This is a genomic window from Methylorubrum sp. GM97, from assembly GCF_024347855.1.
In the GTDB taxonomy this organism is placed as follows: domain Bacteria; phylum Pseudomonadota; class Alphaproteobacteria; order Rhizobiales; family Beijerinckiaceae; genus Methylobacterium; species Methylobacterium extorquens.
Genome location: NZ_AP025942.1, coordinates 421,511 through 443,130 on the forward strand (window position 1 = coordinate 421,511; position 21,620 = coordinate 443,130).

The following is a 21,620-nucleotide window of genomic DNA, read 5'->3' on the forward strand; positions in this document are numbered from 1 at the left end:
GGCGAAGCCCGCTCAACCATGAGTCGGCTGGGCTTCCTCGCCGCGGCGGTCGCCGCGATGCTTCCGATCCACGCCCGTGCCGAACCGGGGCGTCCGATCGTGATCGGCTCGAAAAGCGATACCGAAGGCGCGCTGCTCGGAAACCTAATTTCTCTCGTCCTTGAGGATCTTGGCTTGCGCGTGGAGCGCCGCCTCGGCCTCGGGCCGACCCTGATCGTCCGCTCGGCCCTGCTCGCTGGAGAGATCGACCTGTATCCCGAATATACCGGCAACGTCGCCTTCTTCTCCGGCACCGAGACCGATCCTGCCTGGAAGAACAATGCCGGTGCCTACGGCCTCGCCCTGCGGCTCGACGCCGCGCATGGTCTGGTCTGGCTCGGCCGGGCACCGGCCAACAACACGTGGCTGATCGCGGTTCAGGGCCGTCTCGCCCGTGAGCGGGGGCTCGCGACAATGGCGGATTTCGCGGGCGCCGTGCGGGATGGTGCGATCCGCCTCGCCGCCTCGACGGAATTCGTGGAGAGCCCCGCCGCCCTGCCCTCCTTCGAATCCGCCTACGGTTTCTCCCTGCCGCTCTCGCGCATCGTCAGCCTGCCCGGCGGCGACACGGCGGTGACCGCCCGCGCTGCGGCGGAAGGCATCAGCGGAATCAATGCCGGCATGGTCTACGGCACGGATGGGGCGCTGGCTGCCCTCGACCTCACCGTGATGAGCGATCCCAAGGGGGCGCAGATCGTCTACGAACCCGCCCCCGTGATCCGTGCCGCGACGCTCGAACGCCACCCGCGGATCCGCGAGGCCCTCGACCCGATCTTCGCGCGTCTCGACGCCGACACGCTGCGGCGGCTCAACGCGGCGATCACCGTGGAGGGGCGCACCGCCGAGGCGGTGGCCAAGGCGTGGCTGGCTGAAGCAGCAAGCCGCCCGTGACGGCACGCCTTCTTACCGGCCTCGCCGCGGCAGCTCTGCTCCCGGCGGTGTTCGCTGGGCTGCCCCTGCTTCATCTCGCTCCGAACCGACTGGTGACGGGTGCGCCCATCGGCGCTTCGGACGCACTCGGCACCGGGCTCTGGCCCATCGCCGCCCTGGCCGCCGCGGGACTCGGCGTGCTCGCGGCGGGCCGGGGACGGATGGCGGCTGGCCTCGCCGGGCTCGCCTGCCTCGGCGCCCTCGCTCTCATGCTGGCGGGGCTCGGCTCCGGCGCCGCGGACCTCACTGCCGGCCAGCCGTTCGCGACGCGGGCGCGTCTCGCCTCCGGGGCCTGGACCGGCGTGGTCGTGCTGGTCTGTGCCCTGGCCTTCGCCGCGCGGCGTGCCCGCTTGCCCGGCGGCGGCCTCATCGCGGCTGCTGCCGTCCTGGCGCTGATCGGGGGCCTGTGGCGCGCCGGCCGCCTCGATGCGCTCTCGCTCGTCGTCGAGGGGCGTGCCCGGTCCGATGCCCTCGACGGCGCCATCCGCGATCATCTCGTCCTTGCCCTCGGCGCCCTGGTGCTGGCCGCCGGCCTCACCGGCGGGCTCGCACTGTGGCGTCGGGGGCGCGGGACGGTCGACCTCACGGTCAGCGGCTTGCAGGTCGTGCCGGCGGTCGCCCTGCTCGGCGGCCTGGTAGCCGGCCTCTCGGCGCTGCTCACAGCAGCCCCAGCACTGCGCGGCTACGGGATCTCGGCGCTCGGCATCGGGCCGGCCCTGATCGGCATCGCGGCCTACCTGCTCCTGCCGCTCTGGCGCGGCCTTCAGGCGGCACGCCGCGCCACGGGCCCCGACAACATCGCCGCGGCGCGGGCCCTCGGGCTCACGTCGGGCCAGATCCTGACGACCCTACGCCTGCCGCTCGGTACCCCTGCCCTCATCGGCGGCCTGCGGGTCGCCACGGTCCAGGCGCTCGGTCTTGCGACTCTTGGCGCCCTGGTCGGGGCGGGCGGGCTCGGTACGCTCGTCTTCGACGGGATGGCGCAGTTCGCGCCGGATTTGATCCTGCTCGGCGCCCTGCCGATCATCGCGCTCTCGCTCGCCGCCGAGGGGGCGCTCGGCAGGCTGGAAGCGGCCCTGCGCAGACGGTGGCCGCGATGAATCGCGTCTCTGAGGCCCTCGGACCGCTCGCACTCGGCTTGGCGCTGGCCGCCGCGAGCCATCCGGCCTTTGCCGGCCTGATCGGCGCAAGCGGCCGGCCCCTGACCGTCCGCCACATCGCGGAACTGGCGCTGAACCACCTCACCCTGGCCGCGACCGGGCTCACCCTGGTCGCCGCACTCGGAATCGGGCTCGGCCTGATCGCCACGCGGGCGCGCTTCGCGGGGTTTCGGACCAGCATCGACACGCTCGTCGCCTTCGCCCAGGCGGTGCCGCCGGTGGTCGTCGTGGCCCTGGCTCTGCCGGTGCTCGGCTTCGGCGGGCCGCCGACCCTGCTGGCGCTGACCGCCTACGGGATCATGCCGACCCTGCGCGGCATGGTCGGCGCGCTCGACGCCGTAACCGCCGAAGCCCGCGAATCGGCCCAGGCCATTGGCCTGACACCGGCCCAGATCCTCATCCATATCGAATTGCCGCTGGCCGCCGCGGGCCTCGTGGATACGTTGCGCACCGCCCTGATCCTCGCCGTCTCCGTCACCGCCGTCGGAGCGCTTGCAGGAGCCTCGACGCTGGGCACGCCGATCGTCGCCGGGCTCCAGAACCAAAACATCGCGGCGATGCTCCAGGGCGCGCTTGCGACCGCGGCGCTCGCCTTCCTCGGCGATGCGCTGCTGCTTGCGATCGGCGCCAGACTACGTCCGCCCGAAGGACGGACGGCCGGCTGATCGAGGCTACTTGTCCAGGAACTCGACCTTCGCGCCCTTCTTCGTATGGCTCGCGAGGTCGCGCGCGTCCCAGTTCGTGAGTCGGATGCAGCCATGCGACTCGGTCTTGCCGACCTTCTCCGGCTCCGGTGTGCCGTGAATGCCGTAGGAGGGAATCGACAGGTCGATCCAGACGACGCCGACCGGGCTGTTCGGCCCCGGATGGATCGAGAACTTCTTCGTCGCCTTCACACCCTTGAACTGGTATTTCGGGTTGTAGGTGTACCAGGGGTCGAAGGCGACGGCCTTCACCTTCGCTGACCCGTCCGGCGCCGGCTTCTCCGAACTGCCGATCGAGGCCGGATAATCCGCCGTCAGCTTGCCGTCCTCCGCAAAGGCGCGCACCCGCTTCGTGCGCTTGTCGACCTCGATGCGGGTGACTTTGGGGGCGACCGGCGCGCCCTCGACCTTGCCCTCGCCGAGCGGCGGCACGGCCGCGACGACCAGCGTGCCGCCGGCCTTGTCGAGCGGTACGTTCGGGTTGAGGGCGGAGAACAGGTCGCGCTGCATGTGGAAGCGCTCGGCCAGCATCTCGCGGGTGTTGGTGTAGCGCATCGGCCCGACCTCGGCCTGCTCCTCCATCTTGGGCGGCATCTTCTCGACGAAGGGGCCTTTCACGTCCTCCTCCGTGATCGTGTATTGGGTCACGACCGGTTCCTTGCCGTTGGCCTGAAGCCGGTCGAAGATCTCGCGGGTGAGGCGGTCGCCCTCGGGCAGCCCTTGCGCCGCGGCGAAGGCTTTGAGCGCGCCGCGCAGATTCTCGCCGTCGCGCCCATCGATGGCGCCGGGGGAGAAGCGGGCCCGATCGAGCAGCACCTGCACCTTCACCAGCAGAGGGTCGGGCTTCTTCTCCGCGTCCTTCTTCGCTTCGGCTTCCTTCTTGGCCTCAGCTTCCTTTTTGGATTTCTTCCCCGGCTTGGACGACTTGTCGGGCATGGCCTCTTCAAGCGACTCTCGGAACGCCGCGTTCTCGATGGCCTCGCGGGTCAGGTCGGGCGCCCCGGACTCGGCGGCCTGCGCAGCTGCCGACCATACACCGAGCGCTGCCAGCGCTCCTCGCATCCACGCCCGTTCCATAGCCCGCTCGCGCTCCTCGACTCACGACGAAGAGGAAGCGATGGCCAAACGCTACCGTTCCCGCGGCGAATGGCGTTTCGTCATGCGTCCGGTCACGGAAAGCCGCCTACTGGCAGAGGCGGTGCCCGGCATTGCGCTCGCGCAGGTCGAGATGCAGGTGGTTGCCGTGCGCGGCGTCGCTGCCCGGCCCCAGCACCGTGCGGAAGAAGGTGCAGGCGCCCGTGCGCGCCGAAGCCAGGAAGGCCGCCTCCGGCGTGCCGTCCGGCGCCGCCGTCACCTTGAGGCTCGCGCGCTTGGTGAAGCCGTAGGCCATCACGTCGATGGCGTTGGCGAAGCTGTGCTCGCTGAGTTTGGCGTCGGTGTCGTGGTTCTGCCCGCGGCAGACATAGGTGCCGCCGAGCGCGAGGCTCTTGAGGCTCTCGCCGAACTCCTTTTGCGCCGCGACCTGCACCTCGGTCGTCCAGCGCGCCAGCGCCTCCGCGGCCCGGCAGTTAAGGGTGGCCGCCGGCTCCAGCGCGACGCCGTCGGCAAGTGCTGTGACGGTGAGAGGATGCGGCGCGCTGCACTGGCCGTTGCCGAGCGGCGACGCCGCCTCGAAGCGCGCCCCGAGCCGCTCCAGCCGGCGCAGGCAGGCGGTGTCGTCGGGCGCCGAAACCTTGAGGGCGAGCGCCGACTCGCCCGACAGCTCCGGCGGCCGAGCCGGCGGCAGCGGCGCCTCCGGCAGGCCGGCGGGCGCGTCCTTCGTGTCGTTGGTGTTCTTCGTCTCCTTGGGCGGCTCGTCCGGCTTGCCCACGGCGCCGTTGTCCGGGCCGGTGGCAAGCTCCGGCGGACGCTCCGGCGGCAGCGGCGTCACCTGCGGGGCGGGCGGCACGAGGTCGTCCGGGCGCGCCGGCGGCTGAGGCGGCGGCAGCGGCACCGTCGCGGGCGGCGGCTTGGCCGGATCGGACCATGCCGGGTCCGGCGGAAGGGCGAGCCCGGCAGCGAGGAGGCAGGCGAGAAGGGAAGCGAGGGTGGAAGGCTTCATGCCGTGTGTGTCCCGCTCGCCCGGCCGCGCACCGTCGCCCCCCTCATCCGCCGCGCGGCCGTTCCCGGCAAGGACGCGGCGGACACGGCCGGCGAAAACGTGAAAGAACCGGGCGCGGGCAGCTGTCGCTTTGCGCCGCTCGGCCCACAAACCTATGCTCGACGCTTCACTGTCCGACGCGCCCCGAAGGTTTTGCCCATGACCGCCGACACCGCACGCGACCTCCCCGAGGGTACGGAGCCCGGCCGTGGCGGCGTGCAAGCCAACCCGTTCGACGTGTCGGACTGGGCGACGCCGTTCGGCCTGCCGGATTTCGAGGCGATCCGGCCCGAGCATTACGTGCCGGCCTTCGCGCACGCCCTGAAGGCGCACGAGGCCGAGATCGCGGCGATTGCCGGGAACGAGGCGGCGCCGACCTTCGCCAACACGGTCGCGGCGATGGAGCGCGCGGGCGCCGCGCTCGACCGCGTGGCCAACGTGTTCTTCAACCTGACCGGCAGCAACACCAGCCCCGAGCTTCAGGCGATCGAGCGGGCGGTCGCGCCGCAGCTCGCACGGCATTCGAGCGCCATCACCCTGAATCCGGAGCTCTGGGCCCGGCTCTCGGCCATCGATGCCGATGCGGAAGAGTTGAGCGCAGAGGAGCGCCGCGTGCTCGACCGCTACCGCAGCCGGTTCCGCCGGGCCGGCGCCGGCCTTGTCCCGGAGGCCAAGACCCGCATCGCCGAGATTGCGGTCCGGCTGGCTGAACTCGGGACGCAATTCTCTCAAAACGTACTCGCCGACGAGCGCGACTTCGTCCTGCCGCTGAACGGCGAGGCGGATCTCGCCGGCCTGCCGCCCTTCCTGCGCGATGCCGCCGCTGAGGCGGCCAAGGAGCGCGGCGGCGGGCAGAGCCATGTCATCACCCTTTCGCGCTCGCTGATCGAGCCCTTCCTCGTCTTCTCGACCCGCCGCGATCTACGGGCGCTGGCCTACGCGGCCTGGACCCGCCGGGGCGAGAATGGTGGCGAGACCGACAACCGCGCCATCATCGCCGAGATCGTGCGCCTGCGCGCCGAGCGAGCCCGGCTGCTCGGCTTCGACAGCTTCGCCCATCTCAAGCTCGACGACACCATGGCGGGCTCCCCCGACGCGGCGATGGAGCTGCTGCGCAATGTCTGGAAGCCGGCGCTCCAGCGCGCAGCAACGGAACGCGAAGGGCTCCAGGCCCTGGTTCGGGCGGAGGGGCACGACTTCGCTCTCGAAGCGCATGACTGGCGGCACTATTCCGAAAAGCTGCGGCGGGCCGAGCACGACCTCGACGAGTCCGAGATCAAGCCGTACCTGCCGCTGGAAGGCATGATCCGGGCGGCCTTCGACACCGCGTCGAGGCTGTTCGGGCTCGCCTTCGAGGAGTTGCGCGACGTGCCGCGCTATCACCCGGACGTGCGCACCTGGCTCGTGCGCGACGCCGACGGCTCCGAGGTCGGCCTGTTCCTCGGCGACTACTTCGCCCGCCCTTCGAAGCGCTCGGGCGCTTGGATGAGCGCCTTCCGTTCGCAGGAGCGGCTGAACGGCGACATCCGGCCGATCATCGTCAACGTGATGAACTTCGCCCGCGCCCCGCGGGGCGAGCCGACGCTGCTCTCCTTCGACGACGCCCGCACGCTGTTCCACGAATTCGGCCACGCCCTGCACGGGCTTCTGTCCGACGTCACCTATCCGCTGCTGTCCGGCACCGCGGTCTCGCGCGACTTCGTCGAACTGCCCTCGCAGCTCTACGAGCACTGGCTGCAGCAGCCGGAGGTGCTGCGCGCCCATGCCCGCCATGTGACCACCGGCGAGCCGATGCCCGACGCGCTGCTCGAACGCCTGCTCGCGGCGGCCAACTTCAACCAGGGCTTCGCGACGATCGAATATGCGGCCTCGGCTATCGTCGACATGACGCTGCATCTCTCCGCGGCCGGAGAGGACGGGCTCGACGTCGTCGCGTTCGAGGCGGACGCCCTGCGCCGCATCGCCATGCCGGCGGAGATCGCGGCGCGGCACCGGGCGCCGCACTTCGCGCATATCTTCTCCGGCGACGGCTATGCGGCCGGCTATTACAGCTATCTCTGGTCGGAGGTGCTCGATGCCGACGCCTTCGATGCCTTCCGCGAGGCGGGCGACATCTTCCACCCGGAGACGGCGCAGCGGCTGCGCCGCATGATTTATGGCGCGGGCAACCTGCGCGATGCGCGCGAGGCCTATACGGCGTTCCGGGGGCGGCTGCCGAGCATCGAGCCGCTGCTGAAGAAGCGCGGGCTGGCGGCGTAGCGCAGAGGGCAAAGGGCCCTCCCCCGACGGACCTCGGGCTTGCCCGAGATCCGCAACGATCCGCCCAAGTCGGGCAAGCCCGACTTGGGTAGGGGGAGGGCTGAGAGCAGCGGCTAGAACAGCCCGTCGATCTGACCGTTGGCGTCGAGGCGGATGGTGTCCGCCGCCGGCACCTTGGGCAGGCCCGGCATGGTCATGATCTCACCGCAGATCACCACGACGAAGCCGGCGCCCGCCGAGAGGCGCACGTCGCGCACCGAGACGAGGTGGCCCGAGGGCGCGCCCATCAGGGTCGGGTCGGTCGAGAACGAGTACTGCGTCTTGGCCATGCAGACGGGCAATCCGCCGTAGCCATCCTTCTCGAAGCCGGCGAGCTTGGTGGCGGCCTTCGACTCGATCTGGATATCGGCCGCACCGTAGAGCTTGGTCGCGATCGCCTTGATCTTGTCGGTGATCTTCGTCTCAGTTTCGTAGGCGAAGGTCAGCGGCTTCTGCTCGCCCTCGGCGAGCTTCACCACGGCCTGCGCCAGAGCCTCGGCGCCCGCGCCGCCCTCCGCCCAGTGCTTGCAGGTGATCGCCTCGACCTGAAGACGGTCGCGGCAGAGCTCCTTCAACCGGGCATGCTCGGCGTCGGTGTCCTGGAAGAAGTGGTTCACGCCCACCACCACCGGCAGGCCGAAGCTCCGCACGTTGTTCACGTGGCGCTCGAGGTTGGCGAAACCCTTCTCCAGCGCGTCGAGGTTCTCAGCCTGGAGATCCTTCTTGTTGACGCCGCCATGCATCTTGAGGGCGCGGATCGTGGCGACGATCACCACCGCCGAGGGCTTGAGGCCGGTCTGGCGGCACTTGATGTCGATGAACTTCTCCGCGCCGAGATCCGCGCCGAAGCCGGCCTCGGTGACGGTGTAGTCGGCCAGCCGCAGGCCGGTACGGGTGGCGATCACCGAGTTGCAGCCGTGGGCGATGTTGGCGAACGGGCCGCCATGGATCAGGGCCGGGTTGCCCTCCAGCGTCTGCACGAGGTTCGGCTGCAGCGCATCCTTGAGGAGAACGGTCATCGCGCCGGTCGCCTTCACGTCGGCCAGCGTCACCGGCTTGCGGTCGCGGGTCTCGGCGATGACGATGCGGCCGAGCCGCTCCTCGAGGTCGGCCAGATTCTTGGCGAGGCAGAACACCGCCATCACCTCGGAGGCGACGGTGATGTCGAACCCGTCCTCACGCGGAAAGCCGTTGGCGACGCCGCCGAGCGACTGGTTGATCGCGCGCAGCGCCCGGTCGTTCATGTCGACCACGCGGCGCCAGTGGATGCGGCGCACGTCGATGTTGAGCTCGTTGGCCCAGTAGATGTGGTTGTCGATCAGCGCGGCGGCGAGCGAGTGCGCCGAGGTGATGGCGTGGAAGTCCCCGGTGAAGTGCAGGTTGATCTGCTCCATCGGCACGACCTGGGCCTTGCCGCCACCGGCCGCGCCGCCCTTCATGCCGAAGCAGGGGCCGAGCGAGGGCTCGCGCAGGCACATCACCGCCCGCTTGCCGATCCGGTTGAGTGCGTCGCCGAGACCCACGGTCGTGGTGGTCTTGCCCTCGCCCGCGGGCGTCGGCGAGATCGCGGTGACGAGCACCAGCTTGCCCTCGGGCTTACCCTCGAGCGAGGCGATGAAGTCGTGGTCGATCTTGGCGATGTGCTTGCCGTAGTTGTGAAGCGCCTCGTCCGGGATGCCGAGCTTTTCGGCGACCTGGGCGATCGGCTTCAGGGTCGCCGCGCGGGCGATCTCGATATCTGAGGGCATTTCTCTCACCGTCGTTTCTTGTTCACGCGGGCTCGCGGCGTGCCGAGCCGTCGCCCGGTCCGTCCCTATGCTTCCGTGGTAGCGAACGGAACGGCCACGATAAACCGATCGTGGCAGTGTGAGCGAAACGACGACGAAAAGCGTCTCGGATTTTTTTTAACCCGACCGTTAAGTTTTCTCATGGGACAGGTGGTTTGGGACAGGTGATCCGCCGCCGGCCGGCGCGCGAGGCCGAATGGTTTCAACCGGTCATCGCGGTGGCGGTGTAACCGGCCTGGGTCAGCGCTTGAGCCACGTCGAGACTCTGCGCGACGGTCGTGGCGGAGACCCGGCCCAGGCCGACATCGACTGAGACGTCCGCCTGCGGGTCGAGGCGACGGATCGTGCGGCGCACCGCCTCGGCGCATCCCTCGCAGGTCATTCCGTCCACGCGCATCGTCAGTTCGATCGGGCTCTGGTCCATCGCCATCGTCTCCTTGGCAGCCCGCCGGGTGCCGACGCGCCTCCGCAGATGTGGCTTCCGGATCGCGCGCGGCAAGCACACGGCGCGTTCGGGCCGAATGAACGGGAGAAACCTATGATGCCGCCTTGCGGCGGGGAGCGGCGTCGGCGACATTAGGGTTACGACGATCCGGATGCGTCCTCTCACGCGATCCGGCGCGTTTCACCCACACGTTCTGCGGGCGCCCGCTTCGCAGCGTGAATGAGAAGCCCGGCCGCGGCCGCCAGACAGAAACGCGTCGATCGACGGTGAAAACACCGAAAGCCCGAACGATCCGCCCGCGCGGCACCCCCTGGATCCTCGGCCTCATCGGCGTCCTGGTCCTCGTTCCGCTGGCGCTCATTCTTCCGCTCGCCGCCGTCGCCGCCGTGTCCGGCCTCGCGATCGTCGGCGGCGCGCTGCTGTGGCGGCGGCTTTCCGCCTTCGCCGTGGCGCAGGAGGTCGTCTCGAAGGAGATCGGCGTCCTGTCTCAGCGCCTCGTGAAGCTGGAAGCCGTCACGGCGGCCCTGATCCAATCGCGGATGCAGGATTCGGCGGCGGCGGACGGCTCGGCGCGACCGCCGGACGAAGCGGTCAAGGCGCTCGACGCACGGTTCGATGCCGGGATCGAGGAGGTGACCGCTGAGATCGGCATCCTCAGCGGCATCGTCCGGGAACTCGCCGCAGTGGTGGCGTCGCAGGACGGCGACATCGCCCGCCTGAGGGTGCAGGCGCAGGCGCCCCAGCCGAAGCCGGTTCCGCAAGCGGCGCCGGAGCCGATCCGGCCGCGCCCGGCGCCGGCCGCGCCCCCTCCCCCCGAGACGGAACCGGTGGCCCCGCCGATGCGGCTCGTGCCCCGCACGACCCTGCCGGCGGCCCGTCCCTCCGATCATTTCGCCACCGACGCCGACGCGGCATTGCTGATCGAGGCGTTCGACGGCGAGGGGCTGGAAGTGTTCCTGCAGCCGGTCGTCACCCTGCCGCAGCGCAAGGTAGTCGCCTACGAAGCGCTGGCGCGGCTCAAGGTCGGCGACGCGGTCTACGCGCCGGAGACGTTCCTGCCCGTCCTGGAGCGGCACGGCCGCACCACGGCGCTCGACCGGCGCATGCTCCAGCGCGTCGCGACGATCGCGCGCCATCTCCAGGGGCGCGGCAGCCCGGCCTCGGTAAGCTACAGCCTGACGCCACATTCGCTGTTCGAGCCGGGCTTCCTGCGCTCCCTCGGCCGCCTCGTCAGCGAGGGGCCGGAACTCGCGGGCCGCGTCGTGATCGCCCTGCCGCAATCGAGCTGGCGCAGCCTCGATGCGGAGCAGGCCGCCCTGCTGGCGGGGTTACGCGGGCGGATCGGCTTCGTGATGGATCGCCCGATCGACCTGCGGTTCGACCCGACCGCTCTGGCCGAGCGCGGCATCACGCAGGTCAAGGTCGCGGCCGCGCTGCTGCTGCGACCGCTCGACCGGGAGGCGCGGCCGGATATCGCCCTGGAGGATCTGGTGACATCCCTGGCGCGGGCAGGAATCCGGCTCGTCGCAACCGGCGTCGAGGCCGAGACGGAGGTGCCGGACCTGATCGATCTCGACGTGCCGCTGGCGCAAGGCGGAGTGTTCGCCGCCCCGCGGGCCGTGCGGTCGGAGGTGCTCTCGGCCTCGCCCGAGGCGGCGCCGCCGCCACCGCCCTCCCCCGATCCACCGCCGAGCCCGCCGCCGCAGCGTCGCCCGTTCCGGGATTTTCTGCGCAGAGCCGGGTGAAACCGGCCGCGGGCGCGACGCCGGTGGAGGAGGTTCAGCCCCGCGCGGCGTCGCGCTCCATCCGCTTGCGCAGCCGGGAGGCTCCGTAGATTTTCGCCAGACGCTGGCGCGCCGCATGGACCGGAGGCGCCGCGCGCTCGGCGCGGGCGGCCGCGATCACGAGAAGCGTCGTCGCGATGGAATGGTGCATCTGCCCCTGCGCGCGGGCGCGGTCGAGGGCATCGCCGGATGCGCGATCGGGCAGCAGATCGGAGTTCGCCATGGTCCAGCCCCTGCGGAATCCCGAGCTCGGATCCCGCACCCTTTTTCAGGGATGACCTTGACGGCTTTTCGCAACGGCGATGTTCGGAACAAGGCAGCTTGGCCGTAACGGCCAGCGGATCTCAGCCCCGTCCGAGGCCGCGTCGATCCGGCGTCCGCTTGTCCCGTGGGTCAGGCGAACAGAGCGTCGATGGCATCCTGCGCGGTCGCGGGACCGCCCATCTGCGGCCCGTTGAGCAGGAGCGACTCGTTGCGCTTACGCCGGTCGGCTTCGGTCTCGTCGATGCCGGCCGCGTCGCGGGCTTTCACGGCGGCGGTGAAGCGGGCGAGCCGTCCTTCGAGCTGGCTCATCGCCTCCGCCACCTTGGCGATGCGCTGGCCGGTGATGTCCTGGAAGGTGCAGGCCTCGAAGATGTCGTAGATCTTGGCCTCGACCGCGTCCCGGTAGCCCGGCCCATCGCGCAGGGCGAGCACGGCTTCCGCGGTGCTCATGATCGAATTGGTCGCGCCGGCCGTCGCCGCCACCACCTCGCTCAGCTCCTCGTGGACCATCGGCAGACGGTCACGCGTCAGCTCGTTGGCCCGCAGGATCGCGATCGCGTCCCGCAGACTGGCGATGTAGTCCGCGATGTCGAGAAGTTCCTTCACCATCGCCGACGGGTGGGAATTCTGCGACCGGCCGTCGCGTGCCGTTGCCATCATTTTCATGGGCGATCTCTCGCGACGTTCTCGTGTTCGATCCGTTGACGGCCACCCGCAGGGACGGCCGCTCCTCCTGCTCCGACCCCGACGGCATGACGGCCGGGATCGGCTCTCGTTACCGTTTCAGTCCGCTCGTTTTCACTCGGCGCGCCTCTGTTCAGCGCGACGGTCCACCGGCGGATCGTGCGATCAGGCGCCGCAGACCGCCTCGATCTTCGACTTGAGGGTGGCGGCATTGAAGGGCTTGACGATGTAGTTGTTCACGCCGGCCTTCTTGGCGGCGATGACGTTCTCGGTCTTCGACTCGGCGGTGACCATGATGAACGGCGTCGTGCGCAGGCCCTCGTCGGCGCGGACATGGCGCAGAAGCTCGTAGCCGGTCATCGGCTCCATGTTCCAATCCGAGATGACGAGGCCGTACTTGCGGCCCTTCAGGCGCGCCAGTGCGGCGGTGCCGTCGGAGGCATCATCCACGTCCTCGAAGCCAAGCTGCTTGAGGAGGTTGCGGATGATACGCACCATGGTCTGGTAGTCGTCGACCACCAGGATAGGCATGCTGAGGTCGAGGGCCATATGACGATTGCTCCGTTTGTCCCTGATCGATACTGGCGGCGCGGCTCTCTCGAGCGATCTACGTCGCATCGACGCGTGCGAGCGGAGCTGCCTTCCGTTCCCAGACAATAGGTGGCGCGGATTGCGAAGCAGTTAATCCCGCGCCCTTCTCCCTCGCTTGACCCGAGAGACTGATTTCGCCAAGTCTCCCGCCGCTCTCCCGCCGCGCGGGGACGAGGCGGACGAGCCCGGCCGCGCCGACGCTTCCCGTCGATGCTCCCTGCCGACAATCCCTTGAGACTCGCAGACATTCGATCGCAGGAGCCGATGCCCTCAGGCGATGAGAACGCCGTGCCGCCCGCCGGGACCGGCCTCCGCCCCTCTTCGAGACCCTTCACGGTCTGCCGCGAGGACGACCCGGTGCCTCCGGCGCTGGCGGGTGCCGTCGCCGCGCTCGGGAACTTCGATGGCGTCCATCGCGGCCACCGCACGCTGATCGAGGCGGTGCGCGCCGAGGCCGGGTCACACCCCGCCGCCGTGCTGACCTTCGAGCCGCATCCGCGCGCCTTCTTCGCACCCGACCAGCCGATGTTCCGCCTCACCGGCCCCAGCGCCAAGGAGATCGTGTTCGCGCGCCTCGGTCTCGACGGCCTGATCGTGCGCCGGTTCGATGAGCGGCTTGCCGGCACCAGCGCCCGGGATTTCGTGGAGGGCTGGCTGCGTGACGGGCTCGGCCTGTCCGGCGTGGTGATCGGCCACGATTTCCATTTCGGCCGCGGACGTGAGGGTTCGCCGGGGACGCTCGCCGAGCTGTGCGCCGAGGCCGGTCTGTCCTGCCGGATCGTCCCCGCGGTCTCGGCCGATCCCGGCGATGCGCCGATCTCGTCGAGCGCGATCCGCGCTGCCCTCGCATCGGGCGACGTGGCGCGGGCCAACGACCTTCTCGGCTATCGCTGGTTCGTGCTGGCCCAGGTGCGCCACGGCGACAAGCGCGGACGCACCCTGGGCTACCCCACCGCCAACCTCGCCCTCGAATCCTGCGGGCTCGCCCACGGCATCTACGCGGTGCGGGTGCGCCTGGCCAACGGCAGCCTGCACGACGGCGTGGCGAGCTACGGCCGCCGCCCGACCTTCGACGACGGCGCGCCGCTCCTCGAAGTGCACCTGTTCGACTTCAAGGGCGATCTCTACGGGCAGGAGGTCGCTGTCGAGCTGCTGGCTTATCTGCGCGGCGAGGAGAAGTTTTCGAGTGCCGAGGCGCTGATCGCGCAGATGGATGTCGATTCGGCTCGGGCCAAGGCGGCCATCCGCACGGATCGCGTGCCGTCGATGCTGGGCTGAGGAGAGCCTTCGGCTCGGCCGTCGGACGAATTGCCCGCGGTTGGCGAGGCTGGGTGCAATCGGCCTCACCGCGCTTCTGAACGGATGCGCCCGACAAATCGCGATGGCGTTACGCGCTCTCCGCCCCATCGCTGCGGAGCGGAGCCGATAACAGGGCTCCGTCGCCGCAGCGACCGAGTTCAGGCCTGCCCTCAGAGCATGCTCGGAAGGATCCGGTCCGGCGGACGGTGGCCGTCCATGAAGGTCTTGATGTTGATGATGACCTTCTCGCCCATGTCGGTGCGGCTCTCATGCGTCGCCGAACCCATATGCGGCAGCAGCACGACCTTGCCGGTGCGAGCGAGCCGCACGAGGCGCGGGCTCACCGCCGGCTCCTGTTCGAACACGTCGAGGCCGGCGGCCGAGATCTCGCCCCCCTCGATCAGGCGCGCCAGCGCGTTCTCGTCGATCACCTCGCCGCGGGCGGTGTTGACGACGATCGCCTCGGGCTTGAGCAGCTTCAGGCGGCGGGCCGAGAGCAGGTGATAGGTCGCGGGCGTGTGCGGGCAGTTGACCGACACGATATCGACCCGGGCCAGCATCTGGTCGAGGGATTCCCAGTAGGTCGCATCGAGCGATTCCTCGATATGCGAGGGCACCCGGCGGCGGTTGTGGTAGTGGATCGACAGGCCGAATGCCTTGGCGCGGCGGGCGAGCGCCTGGCCGATGCGGCCCATGCCGACGATGCCGAGGCGCTTCCCCGTGATGCGGCGGCCGAGCATCCAGGTCGGCGACCATCCCGTGGTCCAGTCGTCGTCGGGGATGATGCGCGCACCTTCGGCGAGCCGGCGGGCGACCGCCAGGATCAGCGCCATGGTCATGTCGGCGGTGTCCTCGGTCAGGACGCCGGGCGTGTTGGTGACGGTGATGCCGCGCTCCAGCGCACCGGCGACGTCGATGTGATCGACGCCGTTGCCGAAATTGGCGATGAGCCGCAGGTTCGGCCCCGCCTGCGCGAGCAATCCGGCCCCGATCTCGTCGGTCACGGTGGGCACCAGCACGTCGGCTTCGCGAATCGCGGCCGACAGCGCCTCCTGCGAGAGCGGCGCATCATCGTGGTTGAGGCGGGTATCGAACAATTCGCGCATGCGCGTCTCGACGGCGTCCGGCAGACGCCGCGTGACGACCACCAGCGGCTTGCGCTTCAACGACGACATGTTCCCTCCCCGACGAGGCGGCCCGCATTCCTGTGCCTGCGCCGGACGCCGCCCCGCTATGCCGCGAGGGGTCGGCTTACGCTCCCTTAACCATGGCGCGGCCAGATGGAGCGGAAGGCGGACCGGTTCCCCGGTCCGCTGCAGGACGTTCGGCCTCTCTATCAGAGAGGTCGGCGAACACAATGCGGCCCTGGCCCGGATGGATCAGTGCCGGAGGGCCGGCCGATCCTGCGCCGACCCATGGACGTTTCCGGCCTGTGCCCCCGCACGCGCCGAAACGCCACCGCCGGACCGACTTTGGAGACACGGATCGGAGACGAGGCACGATGCGCCCGCCTGAGCTTCCCCCGATGAACCCCGCGCGCCTCGCGCTGCTCGCGGCCCTGTTCGCCCTGTTGATACCTCTGACGGCCGAGGCCGCGCCGGCTCCCGCGCCGGAGGTCGGCAAGGGGCCCGTGACCAAGCTGCCCCTGCCGCGCTACGCCAGCCTGAAGACCAACCGCGTCAACCTGCGCGAGGGGCCCTCGAAGGATCACAGAACCCTGTGGGTCTTCCAGCGCGAGGGACTGCCGGTCGAGATTGTCGCCGAGTTCGAGACTTGGCGCCGCATCCGCGATTCCGAAGGGACGGAGGGCTGGGTCTTGCACTCGCTGCTCTCGGGCCGCCGGACCGCCGTGGTGATTCCCCCGTCGGGCGAACGAGCCGATTCCGCCAAGGCGACGGTTCCGCTGACCGCCCGCGCCGACGAGCAATCGGCCGAGCAGGCGCGGCTGCAGCCCGGCGTCATCGGCAGCGTGAAGGGATGCACCGGCTCGTGGTGCCGCCTCGTGGTGCCGCTGCCGGACAAGCGCGGCGACGTCGACGGCTACATCCGTCAGAGCCGGTTATGGGGCGTCTACCCCGACGAGCGGGTGGAGTAGGCCGAGCCGCCGCGCCGCGATCGACAGCCGCCGCGCCAAGAATCGACATGAAAAAGGCCCGGGAAATCCGGGCCTTTTTTCGTCTCGAAATCGGGCGGCGTCGGATCAGGCGCGTCCGGACACCTTGCGGCGGCGCAGGCGCACGATCACTTCGACGCCGGCAATCTCCATGCCCTCGGGCGCGTCGGGCAGCGAATCGACCGAGATGCCGCATTCCGGCATATCGAGAACCTCGCCTTCTTCCTCGAAGAAGAAGTGGTGATGCTCGGTCGGGTTCGTGTCGAAATAGGCCTTCGATCCATCGAGCGCGAGCTGGCGCAGCAGGCCCGCCTCGGTGAACTGATGCAGCGTGTTGTAGACGGTCGCCAGCGAGACCGGCACCTTGGCGCGCATCGCCTCGTCGTAGAGCATTTCCGCCGTCAGGTGGCGGTCGCCGCGGCCGAACAGGAGCCAGCCCAGCGAGAGACGCTGACGGGTCGGGCGCAGGCCGGCCCGGCGCAAGCGATCGCGCAGGTCGGAGAGGGGACAGCCCCGACGGCCGCTAGCGTCGCCCGGCGAGGCGGACCGTGCGTTCAGCACAGCCTGGAGAGGCATCAAGTCGGACATCGTCGGGAACGATTCCCAGTTATTTAGAATGAGTATAGCGTAGAAATTATACGGATCATGGAGCCCTGCGGCAACCCATGCCGATGTCGACACCGGGTTGATACGTGGATGGTGCATGGCTCTGGTCGATTCGCCGAGCGTCGACCGAGCATAGGTACTGCGCAGGCGCCGCTTTGTGAGCGCGCGGAGGCTGTGCTAACGAGGCGCCCATTCCATCACGCCTCGTCCGTTCGCTCGCATCGGACCCGTCCGTCACCGAGGACCCGTACGTCATCCATGGCCTCTCTCGACCAGCAATCCGACGGTGCTTCTCCGCAGCGCGCTTCGAGCTTCTCCTACGAGGATCTCCTGGCCTGCGGGCGCGGTGAGCTGTTCGGAGCGGGCAACGCTCAGCTTCCGCTTCCGCCGATGCTGATGTTCGACCGGATCACCTCGATCGGGACCGAGGGCGGCGCCCACGGCAAGGGCCACGTGCTGGCCGAGTTCGACATCCGGCCGGACCTCTGGTTCTTCCCCTGCCACTTCAAGGACGATCCGGTGATGCCCGGCTGCCTCGGGCTCGACGCCCTGTGGCAGCTCGTCGGCTTCCATCTTGGCTGGCTCGGCGCACTGGGTCGCGGCCGGGCGCTCGGCGTTGGCGAGGTGAAGTTCACCGATCAGGTGCTGCCGACCGTCAAGCAGGTCGTCTACGGCATCGACATCAAGCGCGTGCGTCAGGGCAAGCTCGTGCTCGGGATCGCCGACGGGTGGCTCGAGGCCGATGGCCGGCGCATCTACGAGGCGAACGACCTGCGCGTGGCGCTCTTCCGGGCCTGAGACCGGCTCAACGCGCTCGGTTCTGAGGGTTTTTCGCGCCGAACCGCCCTCCGGTTCGGCGCCGAGTGCGCGAAGCGCGGTTGAGATTGGCCGCGCATCATCCTAACTGACCCCCGAGGAAACGCCGCACCAGCCGCGGCGTCAGCAGCACGAGCCATCATGCGGCGTGTCGTCATCAGCGGGATGGGCATCGTCTCGTCCATCGGCAACAATACCGGGGAGGTTCTGGACTCCCTGCGCGAGGCCCGTTCCGGGATCGCTCGCTCCGAGGCGCAAGCCGCGCACGGCTTCCGCAGCCAGGTAGCCGGTGCCCCGACGATCGATCCCGAGGGCGTCGTCGATCGCCGCGCCATGCGTTTCCACGGCGGCGGCACCGCCTGGAACCACATCGCCATGGATCAGGCGATCCGCGATGCCGGCCTCGAGGAGCGGGAGATCTCCAACGACCGCACCGGCATCATCATGGGCTCGGGCGGTCCCTCGACCCGGACCATCGTCGAATCCGCCGCCATCGCCCGCGAGAAGGGGCCGAAGCGCGTCGGCCCGTTCGCGGTGCCCAAAGCGATGTCCTCGACCGCGTCGGCGACGCTGGCGACCTGGTTCAAAATCCGCGGCGTGAACTATTCGATTTCCTCGGCTTGCGCGACCTCGAATCACTGCATCGGCAACGCCGCGGAGATCATCCGCGGCGGCCGGCAGGACATCATCTTCGCGGGCGGTTGCGAAGAGCTGGATTGGACGCTCTCCGTCCTGTTCGACGCCATGGGCGCGATGTCCTCGCGCTACAACGAGACCCCTTCCCGTGCCTCGCGCGCCTATGACGTGAACCGCGACGGCTTCGTCATCGCCGGCGGCGCCGGTGTGCTGGTGCTGGAGGAATACGAGCACGCCAAGGCCCGCGGCGCGCGGATCTACGGCGAGGTCGCCGGCTACGGCGCCACCTCCGACGGGCACGACATGGTCGCCCCCTCCGGCGAGGGTGCGGTGCGGTGCATGCGCCAGGCCATGGAAGACCTGAAGGGCGTCAAGATCGACTACATCAACCCGCACGCCACCTCGACGCCGGTCGGCGACGACAAGGAGATCGAAGCGATCCGCACGGTGTTCGGCGCCGGCGACGCCTGCCCGCCGATCTCGGCCACCAAGTCGCTGACCGGGCATTCGCTCGGTGCGACCGGGGTGCAGGAGGCGATCTATTCGCTGTTGATGATGAACAACGGTTTCATCTGCGAGAGCGCGCATATCGAGGAACTCGATCCTGCCTTCGCCGACATGCCGATCCTGCGTCAGCGCCGGGACGGGGCGCAGCTGGGCCACGTGATGTCGAACTCTTTCGGTTTCGGCGGCACCAACGCGACGCTCGTGCTCAAGCACCCCGACGCATAAGGGACGGAACCGCTGCGCGGCGCCTTGCCGTGCAGCGTAGATTTTCTCGCATCTGCGAGAAGACGGACCAAGCATAAGCCTGGCTGTAGGCTGATGAATTGGGGGAACCGACCAGTTGTCTTCGCGTTCCTGCTTCGATAGGCAGGTAACACCATGATCGTCCTCCTCGCTGTGTTCACCGTCTCCAGCTTGGCCATTGCGGCCGGCGTGGCGGTGCGCGCCAAGCAGACCTTGATCGAGGACGCGCAGACCGGCACCCGCGGCTACTTCTGAGCGCCAGCTGCCCGCCCCCATCTGAGCCCCCGTCCAGCCCCGTCGCATCCGCGCCGGGGCTTTTTCATGCCGGCTTCCTCATGCCATTTCCCGCCGCCCAGGGTGCAAGGCGGCCCCGCGCGTGGACAGGCCCTCGCCCGGCGGGCTAAGCCGGGATGAGGGCGCTGCGGCGCCGGGCCGATACGCGTACGGATTTGAGAATGACGGGTTTGATGGCGGGCAAGCGCGGCCTCATCATGGGGGTCGCCAACGATCATTCGATCGCGTGGGGCATCGCCAAGACCCTGCACCGGCACGGCGCCGAACTCGCCTTCACCTATCAGGGCGAGGCGCTCGGGCGCCGCGTGACCCCGCTCGCGGCCTCGGTCGGCTCCGATATCGTGCTGCCCTGCGACGTTGAGGATCTCACGACCGTCGATGCCGCCTTCGCCACCCTCGATGAGCGCTTCCCCGACGGGATCGACTTCATCGTCCACGCCATCGGCTTTTCCGACAAGGCGCAGCTCAAGGGCCGCTACGTCGACGTCACGACCCGCGCGAACTTTTCGCGGACCATGACGATCTCCTGCTTCTCCTTCACCGAGATCGCCCAACGCGCCGCCGCCCGGATGCCGCGGGGCGGCGCGCTGCTGACGCTGACCTATGCCGGCTCGACCCGCGTGATGCCGAACTACAACGTGATGGGCGTGGCCAAGGCCGCGCTCGAAGCGTCCGTCCGCTATCTCGCCAGCGACCTCGGCCCCGACGGTATCCGCGTCAACGCCCTCTCGGCCGGCCCGATGCGCACGCTGGCCGGCGCCGGCATCGCCGATGCGCGGCTGATGTACAACCACCAGAAGGCGCACGCCCCGCTCCGGCGCACGGTGACGCTGGACGATGTCGGCAACTCCGCGCTCTACCTGCTGTCGGACCTTTCGGGCGGCGTGACCGGCGAGATCCACTTCGTCGATTCGGGCTACAACATCATCTCGATGCCCCGCCCGGCGGTGCTTCAGGCCCAGGACGAGGCGGGCGTCGTCGGCGATCTGTGATCGCACCGGCAGCGTGTCGTCGCGTCGCTTGTGCGCGTCGGCGTCACGCCGCAGGGTGCGGCCCGCAATGACCCCCTCCCCCAGCCGGCCCGTGCCGCGATCCCTCCCCCTGACGCTTCTCCTGGCCGCGCTGCTGCTGGCGGCCGGCTCGGGCGCGGCGTGGGCGCAGAGCGTCACCCTCGATCTCGGTGCCGGCGGCACCACGGAACGGGCGTTGCAGCTCGTCGCGCTGATCACGGTGCTGGCGCTCGCGCCCTCCGTGCTGGTGATGGCGACCTCGTTCACCCGGATCGTCGTGGTGCTGTCGATCCTGCGCTCGGCGCTCGGCACGCAGACCGCGCCGCCGAACACGGTGATGGTGAGTCTGGCCCTGTTCCTGACCGCCTTCGTGATGGCGCCGACGGCGCGGGAGGCCTACCGGACCGGCGTCGAGCCGCTGATGGCGGGCCAGATCAGCCAGTCCCAGGCGTTCGAGCGGGCGTCGGCGCCGTTCAAGACCTTCATGTTGCGCAACGTGCGCGAGAAGGACCTCAAGCTCTTCCTCGACATGGCGCGCCAGCCGGCCCCGGCGGGCCCGGAAGCGATCGGCCTGGAAATCGTCACTCCCGCCTTCATGATCTCCGAGCTGCGGCGCGCCTTCGAGATCGGCTTCCTCCTGTTCATCCCCTTCCTCATCATCGACCTCGTGGTCGCCTCGGTGCTGATGGCGATGGGCATGATGATGCTGCCGCCGGCCACGGTCGCGCTGCCGTTCAAGCTGATCTTCTTCGTGCTGGTCGATGGGTGGACGCTGGTGGCGGGCTCCCTGATTCAGAGCTACGGAAGCTGAAGCCCGTCACGATACGATTCGAGGTTGTGGCGGCCGCGTAACGAGGACGCCGACGCATGGATCTGACGACCACCACCACGCACTGGGCCCCGCGGATGCTCAGCATCCTGCGTATCGTCTCGGCGCTGATCTTCATGGCGCACGGGACGCAGAAGATCCTCGGCTTTCCGGCCAGCTCGATGAACCCGCCGCTGCTATCGCTGCCGGGCATCGCGGGTCTGCTCGAACTCGTCGGCGGCGCACTGCTGGTGGTCGGGCTGTTCAGCCGGCCGGTGGCCTTCATCCTCTCCGGCCAGATGGCCTTCGCCTATTTCATCGCCCACGCCCCCAAGAGCTTCTTCCCGGCCCTGAACGGCGGTGATGCGGCGATCCTCTTCTGCTTCGTCTTCCTCTACATCGCCTTCGCCGGCCCCGGCCCGTGGAGCATCGACGCGCAGCGCGGCCGCGGTCGCGTCTGAC

The 21,620-nt window shown here is 69.4% G+C and carries 21 protein-coding genes; 12 read left to right on the forward strand and 9 right to left on the reverse strand.

Going from position 1 to position 21,620, the window contains the following annotated elements:
* Positions 1–18 precede the first annotated feature (18 nt).
* From MSPGM_RS02050 to MSPGM_RS02060, 3 genes are read left to right on the forward strand one after another with little or no spacing between them, the layout of a single operon-like run.
* Positions 19–930, forward strand: a complete 912-nt coding sequence (locus tag MSPGM_RS02050) for an ABC transporter substrate-binding protein (protein ID WP_003607414.1) — start codon at positions 19–21, stop codon at positions 928–930.
* Positions 927–2,069, forward strand: coding sequence for an ABC transporter permease subunit (locus MSPGM_RS02055; RefSeq protein WP_012752067.1), 1,143 nt, complete (start codon positions 927–929; stop codon positions 2,067–2,069). The genes MSPGM_RS02050 and MSPGM_RS02055 overlap by 4 nt, the downstream gene beginning before the upstream one ends.
* Entirely contained in the window at positions 2,066–2,794 is a 729-nt protein-coding gene (locus tag MSPGM_RS02060) for an ABC transporter permease (protein ID WP_261926141.1), read from the forward strand. The genes MSPGM_RS02055 and MSPGM_RS02060 overlap by 4 nt, the downstream gene beginning before the upstream one ends.
* Before the next feature lie 6 nt (positions 2,795–2,800).
* On the opposite strand, the gene MSPGM_RS02065 is transcribed toward MSPGM_RS02060, so the two are convergent.
* Positions 2,801–3,910 (reverse strand): L,D-transpeptidase, encoded by a 1,110-nt coding sequence (locus MSPGM_RS02065; RefSeq protein WP_261926142.1) that lies wholly within the window; start codon positions 3,908–3,910, stop codon positions 2,801–2,803.
* Between the two features lie 106 nt (positions 3,911–4,016).
* Complete coding sequence (locus MSPGM_RS02070) at positions 4,017–4,934, reverse strand: extensin family protein (protein ID WP_043766660.1); 918 nt, start codon at positions 4,932–4,934, stop codon at positions 4,017–4,019.
* A gap of 198 nt (positions 4,935–5,132) precedes the next feature.
* Between MSPGM_RS02070 and MSPGM_RS02075 the strand changes: the two genes are divergently transcribed.
* Positions 5,133–7,232 carry a M3 family metallopeptidase gene (locus MSPGM_RS02075; RefSeq protein ID WP_043708200.1) on the forward strand — a complete coding sequence of 700 codons (2,100 nt, stop codon included), beginning with the start codon at positions 5,133–5,135 and terminating at the stop codon, positions 7,230–7,232.
* Positions 7,233–7,345: 113 nt separating this feature from the next.
* Here the strand turns inward: MSPGM_RS02075 and MSPGM_RS02080 are convergent, their stop codons facing one another.
* The gene (locus MSPGM_RS02080; protein WP_003606333.1) at positions 7,346–9,019 is read right to left on the reverse strand and encodes a formate--tetrahydrofolate ligase; all 1,674 of its coding nucleotides are present in this window, start codon (positions 9,017–9,019) and stop codon (positions 7,346–7,348) included.
* Between the two features lie 241 nt (positions 9,020–9,260).
* Entirely contained in the window at positions 9,261–9,482 is a 222-nt protein-coding gene (locus MSPGM_RS02085; protein WP_003606334.1) for a heavy-metal-associated domain-containing protein, read from the reverse strand.
* A gap of 287 nt (positions 9,483–9,769) precedes the next feature.
* Between MSPGM_RS02085 and MSPGM_RS02090 the strand changes: the two genes are divergently transcribed.
* Positions 9,770–11,248: an EAL domain-containing protein gene (locus MSPGM_RS02090; protein ID WP_012752069.1), complete on the forward strand. Its 1,479-nt coding sequence runs from the start codon at positions 9,770–9,772 to the stop codon at positions 11,246–11,248.
* A 34-nt stretch (positions 11,249–11,282) separates the two neighbouring features.
* Here the strand turns inward: MSPGM_RS02090 and MSPGM_RS02095 are convergent, their stop codons facing one another.
* The 3 genes from MSPGM_RS02095 to MSPGM_RS02105 form a co-directional block, all read right to left on the reverse strand.
* The gene (locus MSPGM_RS02095) at positions 11,283–11,510 is read right to left on the reverse strand and encodes a hypothetical protein (protein WP_003604013.1); all 228 of its coding nucleotides are present in this window, start codon (positions 11,508–11,510) and stop codon (positions 11,283–11,285) included.
* Between the two features lie 170 nt (positions 11,511–11,680).
* Positions 11,681–12,217, reverse strand: coding sequence for a protein phosphatase CheZ (locus tag MSPGM_RS02100; RefSeq protein WP_003604012.1), 537 nt, complete (start codon positions 12,215–12,217; stop codon positions 11,681–11,683).
* Positions 12,218–12,400: 183 nt separating this feature from the next.
* Entirely contained in the window at positions 12,401–12,784 is a 384-nt protein-coding gene (locus MSPGM_RS02105; RefSeq protein WP_003604011.1) for a response regulator, read from the reverse strand.
* 306 nt (positions 12,785–13,090) lie between these two features.
* Here MSPGM_RS02105 and MSPGM_RS02110 point away from each other — a divergent pair, with 306 nt between their 5' ends.
* On the forward strand, positions 13,091–14,104 hold the full coding sequence (locus MSPGM_RS02110) for a bifunctional riboflavin kinase/FAD synthetase (protein WP_003604010.1): 1,014 nt from the start codon (positions 13,091–13,093) through the stop codon (positions 14,102–14,104).
* 191 nt (positions 14,105–14,295) lie between these two features.
* On the opposite strand, the gene MSPGM_RS02115 is transcribed toward MSPGM_RS02110, so the two are convergent.
* Positions 14,296–15,300, reverse strand: coding sequence for a 2-hydroxyacid dehydrogenase (locus tag MSPGM_RS02115; RefSeq protein ID WP_003604009.1), 1,005 nt, complete (start codon positions 15,298–15,300; stop codon positions 14,296–14,298).
* Positions 15,301–15,626: 326 nt separating this feature from the next.
* On the opposite strand from MSPGM_RS02115, the gene MSPGM_RS02120 reads away from it, so the two are divergent.
* Entirely contained in the window at positions 15,627–16,220 is a 594-nt protein-coding gene (locus MSPGM_RS02120; RefSeq protein WP_003604008.1) for an SH3 domain-containing protein, read from the forward strand.
* 105 nt (positions 16,221–16,325) lie between these two features.
* Here MSPGM_RS02120 and irrA read toward each other — a convergent pair whose 3' ends face one another.
* Complete coding sequence (gene irrA, locus MSPGM_RS02125) at positions 16,326–16,826, reverse strand: iron response transcriptional regulator IrrA (protein WP_003604007.1); 501 nt, start codon at positions 16,824–16,826, stop codon at positions 16,326–16,328.
* Positions 16,827–17,102: 276 nt separating this feature from the next.
* Here irrA and fabA point away from each other — a divergent pair, with 276 nt between their 5' ends.
* The 5 genes from fabA to MSPGM_RS02150 all read left to right on the forward strand — a co-directional run bounded on the left by fabA (position 17,103) and on the right by MSPGM_RS02150 (position 21,619).
* Entirely contained in the window at positions 17,103–17,642 is a 540-nt protein-coding gene (gene fabA / locus MSPGM_RS02130; RefSeq protein ID WP_003604006.1) for a bifunctional 3-hydroxydecanoyl-ACP dehydratase/trans-2-decenoyl-ACP isomerase, read from the forward strand.
* 159 nt (positions 17,643–17,801) lie between these two features.
* A complete protein-coding gene (fabB, locus tag MSPGM_RS02135) occupies positions 17,802–19,028 on the forward strand; it encodes a beta-ketoacyl-ACP synthase I (protein WP_012752073.1) in 1,227 nt (408 codons plus the stop codon).
* Between the two features lie 473 nt (positions 19,029–19,501).
* Positions 19,502–20,332 carry an enoyl-ACP reductase FabI gene (gene fabI, locus MSPGM_RS02140; protein WP_003604003.1) on the forward strand — a complete coding sequence of 277 codons (831 nt, stop codon included), beginning with the start codon at positions 19,502–19,504 and terminating at the stop codon, positions 20,330–20,332.
* Positions 20,333–20,399: 67 nt separating this feature from the next.
* On the forward strand, positions 20,400–21,161 hold the full coding sequence (fliP, locus tag MSPGM_RS02145; RefSeq protein ID WP_003604002.1) for a flagellar type III secretion system pore protein FliP: 762 nt from the start codon (positions 20,400–20,402) through the stop codon (positions 21,159–21,161).
* A gap of 56 nt (positions 21,162–21,217) precedes the next feature.
* Complete coding sequence (locus MSPGM_RS02150; protein WP_003604000.1) at positions 21,218–21,619, forward strand: DoxX family protein; 402 nt, start codon at positions 21,218–21,220, stop codon at positions 21,617–21,619.
* Position 21,620 lies beyond the last annotated feature (1 nt).

Bases quoted from the DNA above. Each gene is read 5' to 3' on its own strand.
- MSPGM_RS02080 (WP_003606333.1), bottom strand. From the start codon at position 9,019: ATGCCCTCAGATATCGAGATCGCCCGCGCGGCGACCCTGAAGCCGATC.
- MSPGM_RS02070 (WP_043766660.1), bottom strand. From the start codon at position 4,934: ATGAAGCCTTCCACCCTCGCTTCCCTTCTCGCCTGCCTCCTCGCTGCC.
- MSPGM_RS02150 (WP_003604000.1), top strand. From the start codon at position 21,218: ATGGATCTGACGACCACCACCACGCACTGGGCCCCGCGGATGCTCAGC.
- MSPGM_RS02065 (WP_261926142.1), bottom strand. From the start codon at position 3,910: ATGGAACGGGCGTGGATGCGAGGAGCGCTGGCAGCGCTCGGTGTATGG.
- MSPGM_RS02110 (WP_003604010.1), top strand. From the start codon at position 13,091: ATGCCCTCAGGCGATGAGAACGCCGTGCCGCCCGCCGGGACCGGCCTC.
- MSPGM_RS02105 (WP_003604011.1), bottom strand. From the start codon at position 12,784: ATGGCCCTCGACCTCAGCATGCCTATCCTGGTGGTCGACGACTACCAG.
- fabI (WP_003604003.1), top strand. From the start codon at position 19,502: ATGACGGGTTTGATGGCGGGCAAGCGCGGCCTCATCATGGGGGTCGCC.
- MSPGM_RS02060 (WP_261926141.1), top strand. From the start codon at position 2,066: ATGAATCGCGTCTCTGAGGCCCTCGGACCGCTCGCACTCGGCTTGGCG.
- MSPGM_RS02120 (WP_003604008.1), top strand. From the start codon at position 15,627: ATGCGCCCGCCTGAGCTTCCCCCGATGAACCCCGCGCGCCTCGCGCTG.
- MSPGM_RS02085 (WP_003606334.1), bottom strand. From the start codon at position 9,482: ATGGACCAGAGCCCGATCGAACTGACGATGCGCGTGGACGGAATGACC.
- MSPGM_RS02050 (WP_003607414.1), top strand. From the start codon at position 19: ATGAGTCGGCTGGGCTTCCTCGCCGCGGCGGTCGCCGCGATGCTTCCG.
- fabA (WP_003604006.1), top strand. From the start codon at position 17,103: ATGGCCTCTCTCGACCAGCAATCCGACGGTGCTTCTCCGCAGCGCGCT.
- MSPGM_RS02075 (WP_043708200.1), top strand. From the start codon at position 5,133: ATGACCGCCGACACCGCACGCGACCTCCCCGAGGGTACGGAGCCCGGC.
- fabB (WP_012752073.1), top strand. From the start codon at position 17,802: ATGCGGCGTGTCGTCATCAGCGGGATGGGCATCGTCTCGTCCATCGGC.
- MSPGM_RS02115 (WP_003604009.1), bottom strand. From the start codon at position 15,300: ATGTCGTCGTTGAAGCGCAAGCCGCTGGTGGTCGTCACGCGGCGTCTG.
- irrA (WP_003604007.1), bottom strand. From the start codon at position 16,826: ATGTCCGACTTGATGCCTCTCCAGGCTGTGCTGAACGCACGGTCCGCC.
- MSPGM_RS02095 (WP_003604013.1), bottom strand. From the start codon at position 11,510: ATGGCGAACTCCGATCTGCTGCCCGATCGCGCATCCGGCGATGCCCTC.
- fliP (WP_003604002.1), top strand. From the start codon at position 20,400: ATGACCCCCTCCCCCAGCCGGCCCGTGCCGCGATCCCTCCCCCTGACG.
- MSPGM_RS02100 (WP_003604012.1), bottom strand. From the start codon at position 12,217: ATGAAAATGATGGCAACGGCACGCGACGGCCGGTCGCAGAATTCCCAC.